We start from the raw sequence: 13,077 nt of genomic DNA, 5'->3' as shown, positions 1-13,077 counted from the left end.
GTTGCACAAAGGGGGAGTTCGGTGAGCGGAGTACGCAAGAGCCTGGCCAAGGTGGAGATCGCGTTGCGCTGGGATCCCAGCCCGGCCGGCTCTCCGGCGAACGATCTGGACATACTGGCGGCGGTGTACGGGACGGCGGACCCGTACGGGGAGCCGGTCTACCTCGTGCACTTCGGCAGCCGTGCCCCCGACGGCACCATCACCCTCAACCGGGACAGCAACACCGGGCAGGGCTTCGGCTTCGACGAGGTGATGACCATCGAACTCGACCGGCTGTCGCCCGAGCTGGGCCGGGTGGTGGTGGGCGTGGTGATCCAGGACTCCGGATCCGCGGACGGCCACAAGAAGAACTTCGCCGCCATAGCCGGTACCGGGCTGCGGATCCGCGAGGGCTACACCGACCTCGCCGAGACCGACTTCGCGGACCTCGCGCAGGCCACCGCCGCAACCGTCGCGGAGTTCGTCCGGGACGCCTCGGGCGGCTGGTCGCTGCACGCGCGGACGCGCGGATTCGACGCCGACCCCGAGGAGTACTCGCGCCTCATGGGCGCCGCCCGGGGCTGAGGCGCGGGCCGTCGCCTCCCCGCGGGCGATACCTCGACCCACTTGTCGAGGGCGCGGCCCGCGTGCTGGCGGCGCGCCCCGCCCACCCGCACAGATCGGGCGGCGGCCACTCGTCGCGCGAGTGCCCGCCGCCCGGTCCGGGTGGCGCGCTGCCGCCGTCCCCACGTGGCAGCGCGGGCGGGTCGCCGTCCGGTCATCGGGGACGGCGACCCACCTGTCTCAGGGGGTGGTGCCGGGAGGGGCACCGGGCGTGATGCCGAGCGCGGGCAGCAGGGCCGCGTCGACGAACCGCACCAGGTAGTCGGCGTCGGCGTACCGCCCCTCCAGCACCGGCCGGATCCGCAGCACACCCATCAGCTGCGCCGGCAGGAACTCCACGGCCGGATGGTCGGCGGTGATCTCGCCCCGCGCCACCGCCCGGGCGACCATCGCGTCGAACGCCGTCAGCTCCGGCTCCACCAGCGCCTCGCGCAGCGCCCCCTGCAGCTCTTCGTCGCTGAGGACGGCGTGCCCGAGGGCCTGCGTGAGCCGGGTGTCCCGGCCCGAGGTGCCGGCCGCGATGCGGGCCGCTTCGCGCAGATCGCCCGCGAGCGTCCCGGTGTCCACGGCCGCCAGGGTGCCCTGGCGGTTCGCGCGCAGTGCGGCCGCCACGAGCCGCGGCTTGGTCTTCCACTGCCGGTAGAGCGTGGACTTGCCGCAGCAGGCGCGGGCGGCGACGCCCTCCATGGTCAGGGCCTCGTAGCCGTGCTCGCGCAACTGCTCCAGGACGGCGTCGTAGAACTCCTGCACCCGCTCCGGGCTGATCTTGGAGCGGCGCGCGGCGGTCGGCTGCGGCGACGTCATGGGGTTGCGGCCCTCCTCGGCTGCTCGGTCCGGCATCCCGAGCGATCGCTGCGGTACCGGTGTGCTCCGAGTGTACGGCTACGCAAGCGTATCGGTACACCTGCGTATCGATACGCGAATGTATCGATACACTGGCGTGTCGATGTACGGCGGGCCCTGACCGGACGAGCCCCGACCAGCCGTGCGCCGAGTACAGGAAGCGAGACGGGGGATGACCTCCCACACCACACCCGTGGACCCACCGGCGGCAGGGCCGAGGGCCGCCCGGCGCAGACTCGTCCGCGAGCTGCTGCTCGTCGCGGGCCTCTTCACCGTCTACAAGGCGGGCCGGACGCTCTCGACCGGCCGCACCGAGGAGGCCTTCCGCAACGCCGCGCGGATCTGGGACGCGGAACGCGCCCTGCGACTGCCCGGCGAGGGCGCGGTACAGCGGCTGCTGCTCCACGGCGACATCGGCGGCGACGCCCTGATACACACCGCGAACACCTACTACGCCGCCGTGCACTTCCCGGCGACCGCGCTCTTCCTGGTCTGGCTGTACGTCCGCCGCCCCGCCCACTACCTGTGGACCCGCCGGGTGCTCGCCGTGCTCACCGGGGCCGCCCTCGCCCTCCACCTCGGCTTCCCGCTCGCGCCCCCGAGGATGCTCGGCGCGGCGCACCTGGTGGACACGGGGCAGGTCTACGGACCCACCGTCTACCGGGCCGCGCCCGCCGCCGACACCATGGCCAACCAGTTCGCCGCGATGCCCTCCCTGCACTTCGGCTGGGCGCTGATGCTGGCCCTCGGGATGATCGCCGCCACCCGCTCGCGATGGCGGGCCCTGTGGCTGCTGCACCCGCTGGTGACCCTGCTCGTGGTCGTCGGCACCGCCAACCACTACTGGCTCGACGCGATCGTCGCCACCGTCCTGCTGGGGGCCGCGCTGCTGGTCATCCCGCGGCCGGTCGCGGTCGTGGCCCCGGTCCCGGCGGCGGCCACGGTCGTGGACCCGGTCGTGGACCGGCTCGTGGACCCGGCTCCGGCCGCCGAGCCGCCCGTACGGAGCCTGGCGCGCCCGCGCCCCGACGCCACCGGCCGTGACGGCGCCGCCGCGCGGGCCGGTGCCGGTGTCGGTGCCGGGGCCGGGCACCGGGTCGGGGCCGGGCGATGAACGCCACCGCCCTCGCCGTCGCGCTCTGCCTCGCCTCCGCCGTGACCTACGCGGCCGCCGCCGTGGCCCAGGAACGCCTCGCCCGCGCCGCCGTGGCCCGCACCGCCACCGCCCTGCTCGGCAACGGCGCCTGGTGGTGGTCGGCGGGCCTCAACGCCGCCGCCGCACTGCTGCACGCCGCCGCCCTGCGGTACGGGCCGCTGACCCTGGTCCAGCCCCTCGGAGCCCTCACCCTGGTCGCCGCCGTCCCCCTCGGGGCGCGCGGAGCGGGGCGGCGGGTCGCCGCCACCGAGTGGCGGGGCACCCTGGCCACCGTCGCCGGGCTGGGACTGCTGCTGCTCCCGGCCTCGGGCCCCGCCCCCGACGACACCCTGACCCTGGCCGAGGCGCTGGCCGTCTCGGGAGCCACCGCCGCGGTGATCGTCCTGCTGACCGTACGGGGCGACGTGCGCTCGGGGCTGCGGCACGCGACGGCGTCCGGGCTGGCCTCCGCCGCCGCATCCGCCCTGACCCAGACCGTGGCGGTTGCGGGCGGCCGCGGGGGAGCGCTGCTGAGCTTCCGGGTGATCGCGGTGGCCCTGCTCGTGGTGGTGTTCGCGGTCGGCGGGATGCTGCTGTCGCAGCGGGCCTACCGGGGCGGCCTCGGTGCGCCGCTGGCCGTGGTCAACCTGGCCAACCCGCTCGCGGCCGCGGCCATCGGCATGGTGCTGCTCGGGGAACGCCTCCAGGGCGGAGCGCTGGGCATCGCCCTCGCCGCGGCCGGCGCCTTCGCGGCGGGGCGCGGCGTGCTGCTGCTGACCAGGACGGCGCCGGGCGACCAGGGCGCGGTGACCGCCGCCGTACCCGCGCCCCGTGTGGCAGCATGATCGGCATGGCTGACCGCTCGTACCTCTCCCTGTGGTCCAAGGACTCGGTGCTGTCCATCGGCTCGGTGGGCTCGGTGCTGTCCGTCGGTTCCGTCGGCAGCGTGCTGTCCATCGGCTCGATCGGATCCGCCCTGTCGCTGGGCTCCACGGGATCGTGGCTCAGCGCCGGTTCGGCGCTCTCCGCCTGCTCGGCCTTCTCCGTCCTCTCCTACCGCTCCCGGGGCGGCCTCATGGCGGCCGGAGCCGTCGCGGCCACCGTGGCCACGGTGGCGATGGCGGCCCGGGCACACCGCCGCTGAGCGGCCCGAGAACCGTTCGGGCCGGGTACGCGTCATCCCCCGTGAGGGCGCGAACGAACGCGACCTCACGCGAGCGGAGCGGAGTGAACGGGCATGGGCATCGTCAGCTGGATCATCCTGGGCTTGCTGGCCGGCGGCATCGCCAAGCTCCTGCTGCCCGGACGGGACCCCGGCGGCCTGATCGTCACCACCCTCATCGGCATCGCGGGCGCGTTCACCGGAGGCTGGCTCTCCGCGAAGTTCCTCGACCGGCCGATCCAGACCGAGTTCTTCGACGCGGCCACCTGGGGCTCCGCCATCGCGGGCTCGCTGGTCCTGCTCGTCGCCTACCGGATCCTGTTCGGGCACTCCCGGCGCTGACGGGGGTGCGGCCGCCGCCTACGCTGGGCCCGCACGGCGCGACGTACGAGCTGCGAGGAGCCCAGAACGCCATGAGCGTCACCCCCGTCCCCACCTCCGACCTGTACGACGAACACGGCGAGGCCCTCGCCGTCTGCGCCACGCAGTTCCGCCGCTTCGGCGGACGACGGCTCTTCGCCGGCCCGGTGCGCACGGTCCGCTGCCACGAGGACAACGCCCTGGTGCGCGAGCTCGTCAACACGCCGGGCGAGGGCGCCGTCCTCGTCGTGGACGGCGGCGGCTCGCTGCGCACGGCGCTCTCCGGGGACCTCATCGCCGGGGCGGCCCAGAGCAACGGCTGGGCCGGGATGATCATCAACGGAGCCGTTCGCGACAGCGTCGCACTGGGCGGGCTCGACCTCGGCGTGCTGGCCCTGGGCACGGTCCCCCGCAAGAGCGGGAAGACCGGCGCGGGCGCGGTCGACGAGCCCGTCACCGTCGGCGGGATCACCTTCCGCCCGGGCGACACCGTGCACGCGGACGACGACGGCGTGGTCCTCCTGCCGGGCGACTCGCGCCAGGCCTGACGCGACGGGTGCCCGCCGCGGCGGCTCCGGCCCGCTGCCACGCCGGGCCCCGGGACTGCGAGCGGCGAGCACGGGGCGGCGGGCGCGCGAGGTCCGGGAGCGGCGAGATCCGGCCAGGGCCGGGCCACCGGCTCTGGCGCCGCGCGGCTCGGCCGGGTTTCACTTCGGGCCCATGAGACGACACAGGACCACGGGCCTGCTCGGCGCGCTCGCGCTCGCGGCGGCCACGCTCGCCGGCACCGCGGGACCCGCGGCCGCGAAGACCTCCGAGGCCGCGAACACCCCGGCGACCGCGTACACCTCCGCAGGCGCGAGCACCCCGGCGACCGCGTACACCTCCGCAGGCGCGAGCACCCCGGCGACCGCGTCCACCCCCGCGACCGCGTCCACCCCCGCGACCGCGTCCACCCCCGCGACCGGGAACGCCCCCGCCCCCGGGAGCCTCCCCGCCACCGAGCCGCCCGCCGAGTTCGGGACCGACTGGCACGACCCCCTCACCCCCGGCCCGCCGGTCGCCCGCCCGGGGACCCGGTCCTGCCAGGTGACGCTCGCCGAGGCCCAGTTCCGGGACTTCACCCCCTACCGGGGCAGCTACGCGCCGCCCGCCGGCTGCGGCCGCGCCGACTGGGCCAAGGTCGTGCTCCGCCTCGACGGCAAGGTCAAGGGGCGCCAGTACGACCGCCTCGGCAACCTCACCCTCGGCGGCGTCGAGATCCTGCGCACCTCCACCCCCGAGCCCTCGCCCGACGGCATCGCCTGGTCCGTGGAGAAGGACGTCACCCACTACCGCGACACCCTCAGCCGTCCGCAGCCCGTCGAGATGCTGATCGGCAACGTGGTCGACGACACCTACACCGGGGTCATCGACGTCAAGGCCACCCTCACCTTCTACGCCGCCGAAGGCCGCACCCGCCCGGCCGAGACCCCCGACCGCGTCCTTCCGCTCACCACCCCCGCCGTCACCACCCCCCGCAACACCGAACGGATCCTCGCCGAGGTGTACGCCACCGGCTCCGGCGGCGGCTGCGAGGAGTACTGGTACATGACCGTCCCGGACGCCGCCCCCTACTCCTGCAAGGCCGCGGACGGCCCCTACCGCGAGGTCCGGGTCTCCGTCGACGGGCAGCTCGCGGGCCTCGCCGCGCCCTTCCCGACCGTCTGGACCGGCGGTTGGTCCAACCCCTTCCTCTGGTACGTGACGCCCGGCCCCCGCGCCTTCGACGTCCAGCCGCTCCGCTACGACCTCACCCCGTACGCCGCGATCCTCAACGACGGCCGGCCGCACCGGATCGAGGTGTCCGTGGCCGGGGTCCCGGCCGGCCAGAGCGGCTGGAGCACCCCCACGAACCTGCTGCTCTGGCAGGACGAGGGCCGCGCGGTCGTCACCGGCGCCCTCACCCGGCACGAGGAGGGCGAACCGACCGGCTCCTCCCGCTGGACCCCCGGCAGCGAACACCGCCTCGACACCGAGGGCGCCCACCGCCTGACCGTCGCCGGACACCTCGACACCTCCCACGGCCGGGTCGCCACCACCGTCACCCGCGCCGTGCACCACACCTCCGTGCACCGCTGGACCGAAGGCGAGAACCGCGACGCGCTCACCGCCGACTGGACCGACGAGGAGAGCGTGACCCACGGCGCCACCACCACCCGTACGAAGCGCACGTACACCATGGACGGCGAGACCACCCTGGGCGCCGGGGACCGGCTGCGCACCGTCCTGTCCCTCGGCGACCGCGCCGACACCGTCACCCTGCGCGGTGGCCGCCAGGTGGGCTGGTCGCGGCTCGACGACCGGTACGCGGGAGACGCGAGCTACACGTCCGGCGTCCCGCGCGACCAGCGGCACGCGGTCGGCACCACCACCGCGCGCTACCGCCTGTACGGGTCGGACGTGCCCGGCGACTGCTACGACCGGACGGTCGGCACCGCCCAGGGCGCCCTGACGGTGGACCGGCGAGGCTGCTGACAGCGGTGGCGCCTACGATGACCGGCCATGGACACGAGTGAGACCGGCAGACAGCTGGTCGACGGCCGCTTCGAACTGATCGCCCCCCTGGGCGCCGGAGGCATGGGCACGGTGTGGCGCGCCCGCGACATCGCACTGCACCGCGATGTCGCGCTGAAGGAGGTGCGCCCGCCGGACCCGGCGACCGCCGCGGCCCAGCCCGGACTCGTCGTCCAGCTCCGCGAAAGGGCCGTTCGCGAGGCCCGGGCACTGGCCCGCCTGACCCACCCGAACGTGGTGACGATCCACCACATCGTGGAGCCCGCGCCGGGAGGCGACGGGCATCCGTGGATCGTGATGGAGCTGGTCAGGGGCGGCTCGCTGCACGACCGGCTGGAATCGGGCCCGATGCCGGTCTCGGACGTGCTGCGGCTCGGGCTCGACGTGCTGTCGGCGCTGCGCGCCGCGCACGCCGAGGGGGTGCTCCACCGCGATGTGAAACCGGCCAACGTGCTGCTGCGGCCCGAGGGATCGGCCGTGCTGACCGACTTCGGCATCGCCGCGGTGCACGGGTCGACGGCGCTCACCTCGACGGGCGCGCTGATCGGCTCGCCCGAGTACATCGCCCCCGAGCGGGTGCGGGGCGCGGAGGGGCTGGCCGCCTCCGACCTGTGGTCGCTCGGGATGATGCTGTACGTCGCCGCCGAGGGGGTGCACCCGCTGCGCCGGTCCACCACCATGGCCACGATGGTCGCCACGCTCGAAGAACCGATCCCGGCGCCGGTGCGTTCGGGACCGCTGGGGCCCGTACTGGAACGGGTGCTGGTACGCGACCCGGCGGCGCGGCCCGACGCGGCGCAGCTGGAACAGCTGCTCCGGAACGCGAGCAGTGCTCTGCACGGCGTCGGCACCCCGCCGGCCCCCGCGCCCACCCCCGTGACGGCCCCGGCTCAGCCCGGCTTCGGGCCCTACGGCCCGCCGCCGACCGCAACGCCCCCCTTCACCCCCGCTCCCTCCTTCGCCCCCGCGGCCGGCAACCCGTACGCGGCGACCGCGACCGTCCCCGCCACCCGCACCCCGCGCCGCCGTCCCGCGCTGCTCGCCGGCCTCCTCGCGGTGGCCCTGGCCGGCGGAGTGACCGCGGCCTTCCGACTGCTGCCCGACGGGGACGCCTCCACCGGCCGCGACGCGAAGGGCGGCCCGGCGGCCACCCGCTCCGCCGCCTCCACCCCCGTGACGGCCCCGTCCACCGCCGCCCCCGCCGGGCGGACGGGCACCGGCCCGTCCACCGCGCCCCGGGACGGCCTGCTCACCCCGGACGGGGCCCGCACCGCCGTGGAGGCCCTGAAACAGGGCACCGGCACCACCACGTTCCTGAACCTGATCGTCTACCCGGACTACATCCTGGCCGGGGTCCCCACCGCGCCCGGCGCCAGGACGTACGACAGCTGGCAGTACCGGGACGGCGTCGCCAAACGCCTCGCCCCCGGCGGCACCATGCCGGCGGGCCAGACGCTGATCGACGTGTCCACCGTCGCGTGGGACGCGCTGCCCGGCCTTCTGGAGCAGTCGAAGAAGGACCTCGGCGTCGACAACCCGACCCAGCGCTACCTCATCGTCGACATGTGGCCGGTGGACAAGACGCCCGCCATGCGGCCCTACCTCCGCGACGACTACGGCCAGGGCGGCTACGTCCTCGCCGACACCCAGGGCAAGGTCAGGAAGGTCTACCGCAGCTGACATCGTGTACCCGTACGAGACCCGCGCCGGCGGACGTACCCGCCCGGACGCGCGGGCGGGTACGCGCACCGGCACACCTGGAACGGGAGCGGCACCACCATGCCCAGCTGGCGCACCACCCTCACGGCGGCCGGGATATCCCGGCCGGGACCGCGAGCCGACTTCACGTACGCCGCCCGCCGGGTGCTGCGCCGCGAACCGGCCCCGTACCTGGCGCTCCGCCTGCTCGCCGCGCCGCAGCTCCAGCCCTGGCTGGCGGCCGGACTCGCCTTCATGAACCTGGTCGACGACGTGGCCGAGACCGGTACCCGGGAGCAGCGTGCAGCGGGCCTCGGGCTGCTGGCCGAGCGCGTCGAGACGGCCCTGAAGTCCGGGGACAGCCCCGACCCGGTGCTGCGCGCGTACGCCCACGCCGTGAACTCCCGCGCCCTGCCCGCGGAGTGGGTCTCCCGCTTCCTCGACGGCGCGGCCACCGCCGAGGCCGCCTTCGACGGCTTCGCCGCCGAGGAGGACTTCCAGGCCTACCTCGACGCGTACGCCTGGCCCGGGGTGCTCGTCTTCGTCGGCCTCCAGTACCGCGGCGGCCCCGACGAGGAACAGGCTGCTGGCTGGCGGCGGTTCGTGGACGCGGCCCAGCGGGTCGACTTCCTGGCCGACCTCGCCGGAGACCTCGCGGAAGGCCGGCTCTGCCTCCCGCGCGCCCGCCTCACCGAACACGGGGTGAGCCGCGCCGATCTCGAACAGGGCCGCGACACCCCCGCCGTACGCGCCCTCCTCGCCGCCGAATGCGCCCGGGCCCGCGCCGCCCTCGACGCCACCACCGGCATCCTCGCCCTCGCGGAACCCGGACTGCGCCCGGTGATCGCGACGATGACGGAACTGATGGCGCACCAGCTCACCGCCGTGGAGCGGGCCGGTGTCACCGCCCTGCGCAAGGACACCGGTTACGGCCTGAAGGCCCCCCTGCTGACCCTGGCCCGAGCCCGGATCGGCTCCCGCAGGACCTGAGCGCCGCGCGCTCCGGCGGTGACATTTGTACTGGCCCGGTCCGTACATGCGCATCTGCCGGGGCACCCGCCCCGGTTCGTAGCGTGGTGGGCATGACGCAGGACATCACGCAGGACATCACGCAGGACGTGACACAGCAGGGGACGCCGTCGGCGGAGGCGCCCGCGGTACGGTTCCGGCACGCCGGCAAGTCCTTCGGCCCCGTCCGGGCCGTGTCGGGCATCGACCTCGACATCCGGCGCGGCGAGACCGTCGCGCTGCTCGGCCGCAACGGCGCCGGGAAGTCGACCACCATCGGCCTGCTGCTGGGCCTCGACGAGCCCGACGCGGGCAGCGTCCGGCTCTTCGGGCTGACTCCCGCCGAGGCCGTACGGGCCGGCCGGGTCGGGGCGATGCTCCAGGAGGGGCGCGCCGTACCGCGGCTCACCGTGCGGGAGCTCGTCGCCTTCGTCGCCCGCACCTACCCGGCGCCCATGCCGGTCGCGGAGGCGCTGGAGCTCGCCGGGCTCACCGGCCTCGCCGGCCGCCGCGTCGACCGGCTGTCGGGCGGGCAGGCGCAGCGGGTCCGCTTCGCCGTGGCCCTCGCCGGGAACCCCGAGCTGATCGTCCTCGACGAGCCGACCGCCGCCCTCGACGTCGAGGCCCGCCGCGCCTTCTGGGAGTCGATGCGGGCGTACGCGCTGCGCGGCAACACCGTCCTGTTCTCCACGCACTACCTGGAGGAGGCCGACGCCCACGCCGACCGGATCATCGTCGTGGACCACGGCCGGATCGTCGCCGACGGGACCGGCGAGCAGCTGCGGCGGGCCGCCGGCGGAGCGCTGGTCTCCTTCGACCTGGCCGGCCGCCCCACCGAGGCCCTGGGCGGACTGCCCGGGGTGGTCTCCGTGGAGGTGCGCGGCGATCGCGCGCGGCTCCGTACCCAGGACTCGGACGCCACGGTCGTGGCCCTCGCCGGGCTCGGCGCCGTCCGAGGGCTGGAGGTCAGCGCCGCCTCGCTCGACGACGCCTTCCTCGCCCTGACCGAACCCTCCGCCGAACCCTCCGCCGAGCACTCCGCCGAAGCCTTCACCGAACGTGCCACCGAATCCTTCACCGAACGTACCGCCGCCGGCTCGGCGGCTCGGCCCAGCACCCCGGAGAGCGTCCGATGATCACCGCCTACGTCCGCCTCGAAACCCGCCGCACCCTGCGCGACACCGGCTTCGTGTTCTTCGGCATCGGCATGCCGGTGCTGATGTACCTGCTCTTCACCAACCTCGGCACCAGCGAGACCGAGTGGAACACCGCCTCCATGGTGGCCATGGCCGCGTACGGAGCCCTCGGCGCCGCCCTCTCCACCGGCACCGGCGTCGCCGAGGACAAGACCACCGGCTGGCTGCGCCAGCTGCGCGTCACGCCGATGCCCCCGCACCGCGTGGTGGCCGGCCGGGCCCTGACCGGCTCGGTCATCGTGCTCCCGGCCATCCTCGCGGTGCTCGCCGCGGGCGCCCTCGTCAACGGGGTACGGCTCGAGGCCTGGGAGTGGGCGGCCGTCACGCTCGTACTGTGGCTCGGGGCGCTGCCGTTCACCCTGCTCGGCATCGGCAACGGATACCGCCTCTCCGCGCAGACGACCGGCCTCGTCAACGTCGCCTGCAACCTGCTGCTCTCCATCCTCGGCGGCCTCTGGTTCCCGATCGAGCTGTTCCCGCAGTGGCTGCGCTCGCTGTCCGCCTTCACCCCCACGCACCGCTTCGCCGAGATCGGCCGGCAGCTCGCCACCGGCGCCGCCCCCGGCCCCACCGCGGTGGCCGTGCTCGCGGCCTGGGCCCTGCTCTTCGCGGCGTACGCGGTGATCTCGTACCGTCGGTCCGCGAGGACGGTGTAGAGATGCGCACGGAACGGGGAACGAACATGCTCGGCAAGCGGGCCGCCAACGGGGAGTGGAAGGCCGACTGGCCGGCCCGCAAGGCCGAGTGGCGGGCCACGGAGCGGGCCCGCAAGGCGCGGGGCGAGGCCTGCGACTCGGGCCGGGGCCCGATGGGCCCCTCCAACGGATTCACGCTGCTGCCCTGGCTGCTGCTGGGCATGGGGGCCATCTCCAACGTCATCAAGGGCGAGACGCCCAACCCCTGGATCGGCGCCCTCGGCCTGCTCCTCTTCAACTCCCTCTACATCACACTGGTGTTCCGGGCCTTCGACCGGCGGGCCCGCGAGTCCGCCGGCACGCGCTGGTGCCTGGTCGCGCTGGGCGCGGTCACCGTCGCCCTCGCGCTGGTCTACGGGGACAACTGGCTGCTGTTCTTCCCCCTGCTGGGCCTGGCCACCGGGGCCGTGGTGCGGGGACGCGCGCTCGGCCGGTCGATGTTCGGCGTCACCGTCCTCGCCGGGGCGGTCGCGGGCTACCACGAGGGCTGGGACGCGGCCGGGGTGGTGTACGGGACCCTCGTCTCCGGCATGGTCACGGCGGCCATCCTCGCGCTGTCCGAGACCGTACGGGAACTGCGCGACACCCGGCAGGAGCTGGCCCGGGCCGCCGTGGAGCAGGAGCGGCTGCGCTTCTCCCGGGACCTGCACGACCTGCTCGGCCACACCCTGTCGGTCATCGTCGTCAAGTCGGAGGCCGCGCGCCGGATCGCGCCCCGCGACATCGACGCCGCCCTCGCCCAGGTGTCCGACATCGAGTCCGTGGGCCGCCAGGCGCTGACCGAGATCCGCGAGGCCGTCACCGGCTACCGCGAGGCCAGTCTGGCCGCCGAACTCGACCGGGCCCGGGGCGCCCTGACCGCCGCCGGCGTGGAGCCCGTCGTACGGCAGTCCGGGCCCCCGCTGCCCCCGCAGGCGGCGGCGCTGCTGGGCTGGGTGGTCCGGGAGTGCGCCACCAACGTGATCCGGCACAGCCGTGCCACCCGCTGCGAGATCGAGGTGCGCGGCTCGGCGGAGCGGGTCCGGCTGGTGATCACCGACGACGGCGGCGGCGTAGGCTCGACCCCGCCGGGCAGTGGCCTGACCGGCCTCACCGAACGCCTCGCGGCGGCGGGCGGCACCCTGGACAGCGGTCCCGCTCCCGGCCGGGGCTTCCGGGTCACCGCCGAACTCCCGGTGGACCCGGCCGGACCGCACGAGGAGAGCCGATGATCAGAGTCCTGCTGGCGGAGGACCAGGGGATGATGCGGGGCGCCCTGGCCCTGCTGCTGGGGCTGGAGGAGGACATCGAGGTCGTGGCGCAGGTGGCCGCCGGGGACCGGATCGTGGCCGCCGCCCTGGAGGCGCGGCCGGACGTGGCCCTGCTCGACATCGAACTCCCGGGCCGCAGCGGGCTCGACGCCGCCGCCGACCTGCGGGCGCGGCTGCCGGAGTGCCGGGTGCTGATCCTGACCACCTTCGGCCGGCCCGGCTATCTGCGCCGCGCCATGGAGGCCGGGGCCACCGGGTTCCTGGTGAAGGACGGCCCGGTGGAGGAACTGGCCGCCGCCGTACGGCGGGTGCTCGCCGGGGAGACGGTGATCGACCCCTCGCTCGCGGCCGCCGCGCTCAGCGCGGGGCCGAACCCGCTGACCGGCCGGGAGGTCGATGTGCTGAACGCCGCGGCGGACGGGGCGACCGTCGCCGACATCGCGGCGAGGGTGTTCCTGTCCGAGTCGACGGTGCGCAACTACCTCTCCTCGGCCATCGGCAAGACCGGCACCCGCAACCGTATGGAGGCCGTCCGAGCCGCCCGCCGCCAGGGCTGGCTCTAAGGGCTGTC

The 13,077-nt window shown here is 75.1% G+C and carries 13 protein-coding genes and 1 pseudogene; 13 read left to right on the top strand and 1 reads right to left on the bottom strand.

From position 1 onward, the window contains the following. Positions 1-21 precede the first annotated feature (21 nt). Positions 22-564 (top strand): TerD family protein, encoded by a 543-nt coding sequence (locus ACZ4TG_RS03080; protein WP_468159563.1) that lies wholly within the window; start codon positions 22-24, stop codon positions 562-564. 219 nt (positions 565-783) lie between these two features. On the opposite strand, the gene ACZ4TG_RS03075 is transcribed toward ACZ4TG_RS03080, so the two are convergent. Further along, entirely contained in the window at positions 784-1,407 is a 624-nt protein-coding gene (locus tag ACZ4TG_RS03075; protein WP_468159562.1) for a TetR/AcrR family transcriptional regulator, read from the bottom strand. Between the two features lie 211 nt (positions 1,408-1,618). Here ACZ4TG_RS03075 and ACZ4TG_RS03070 point away from each other — a divergent pair, with 211 nt between their 5' ends. The 12 genes and pseudogenes from ACZ4TG_RS03070 to ACZ4TG_RS03015 all read left to right on the top strand — a co-directional run bounded on the left by ACZ4TG_RS03070 (position 1,619) and on the right by ACZ4TG_RS03015 (position 13,069). Beyond that, on the top strand, positions 1,619-2,560 hold the full coding sequence (locus ACZ4TG_RS03070) for a phosphatase PAP2 family protein (protein ID WP_468159561.1): 942 nt from the start codon (positions 1,619-1,621) through the stop codon (positions 2,558-2,560). Further along, complete coding sequence (locus ACZ4TG_RS03065; RefSeq protein WP_468159560.1) at positions 2,557-3,426, top strand: hypothetical protein; 870 nt, start codon at positions 2,557-2,559, stop codon at positions 3,424-3,426. Before ACZ4TG_RS03070 ends, ACZ4TG_RS03065 begins: the two co-directional genes overlap by 4 nt. Positions 3,427-3,431: 5 nt before the next feature. Beyond that, entirely contained in the window at positions 3,432-3,725 is a 294-nt protein-coding gene (locus ACZ4TG_RS03060) for a hypothetical protein (RefSeq protein WP_468159559.1), read from the top strand. A 93-nt stretch (positions 3,726-3,818) separates the two neighbouring features. After that, on the top strand, positions 3,819-4,085 hold the full coding sequence (locus tag ACZ4TG_RS03055; RefSeq protein ID WP_468159558.1) for a GlsB/YeaQ/YmgE family stress response membrane protein: 267 nt from the start codon (positions 3,819-3,821) through the stop codon (positions 4,083-4,085). A 71-nt stretch (positions 4,086-4,156) separates the two neighbouring features. Next, positions 4,157-4,651 carry a ribonuclease E activity regulator RraA gene (gene rraA, locus ACZ4TG_RS03050; protein ID WP_468159557.1) on the top strand — a complete coding sequence of 165 codons (495 nt, stop codon included), beginning with the start codon at positions 4,157-4,159 and terminating at the stop codon, positions 4,649-4,651. A gap of 454 nt (positions 4,652-5,105) precedes the next feature. Further along, positions 5,106-6,620, top strand: a pseudogene (locus tag ACZ4TG_RS03045) (peptide-N4-asparagine amidase); the annotation flags it as partial. A gap of 27 nt (positions 6,621-6,647) precedes the next feature. Beyond that, positions 6,648-8,339, top strand: coding sequence for a serine/threonine-protein kinase (locus ACZ4TG_RS03040; protein ID WP_468159556.1), 1,692 nt, complete (start codon positions 6,648-6,650; stop codon positions 8,337-8,339). A 99-nt stretch (positions 8,340-8,438) separates the two neighbouring features. Further along, positions 8,439-9,347 carry a squalene/phytoene synthase family protein gene (locus ACZ4TG_RS03035; RefSeq protein ID WP_468159555.1) on the top strand — a complete coding sequence of 303 codons (909 nt, stop codon included), beginning with the start codon at positions 8,439-8,441 and terminating at the stop codon, positions 9,345-9,347. Between the two features lie 92 nt (positions 9,348-9,439). After that, positions 9,440-10,501 (top strand): ABC transporter ATP-binding protein, encoded by a 1,062-nt coding sequence (locus tag ACZ4TG_RS03030; RefSeq protein WP_468159554.1) that lies wholly within the window; start codon positions 9,440-9,442, stop codon positions 10,499-10,501. Then, on the top strand, positions 10,498-11,217 hold the full coding sequence (locus ACZ4TG_RS03025) for an ABC transporter permease (RefSeq protein ID WP_468159553.1): 720 nt from the start codon (positions 10,498-10,500) through the stop codon (positions 11,215-11,217). Before ACZ4TG_RS03030 ends, ACZ4TG_RS03025 begins: the two co-directional genes overlap by 4 nt. A gap of 2 nt (positions 11,218-11,219) precedes the next feature. Further along, entirely contained in the window at positions 11,220-12,467 is a 1,248-nt protein-coding gene (locus ACZ4TG_RS03020; protein WP_468159552.1) for a sensor histidine kinase, read from the top strand. Continuing rightward, positions 12,464-13,069: a response regulator gene (locus ACZ4TG_RS03015; RefSeq protein WP_468159551.1), complete on the top strand. Its 606-nt coding sequence runs from the start codon at positions 12,464-12,466 to the stop codon at positions 13,067-13,069. The genes ACZ4TG_RS03020 and ACZ4TG_RS03015 overlap by 4 nt, the downstream gene beginning before the upstream one ends. Positions 13,070-13,077: the final 8 nt, after the last annotated feature.

The organism is Streptomyces sp. NPDC028314, from assembly GCF_055565795.1.
Note: the sequence above shows the minus strand (reverse complement) of the source record. Positions and strands in the feature narration are given on the sequence as shown.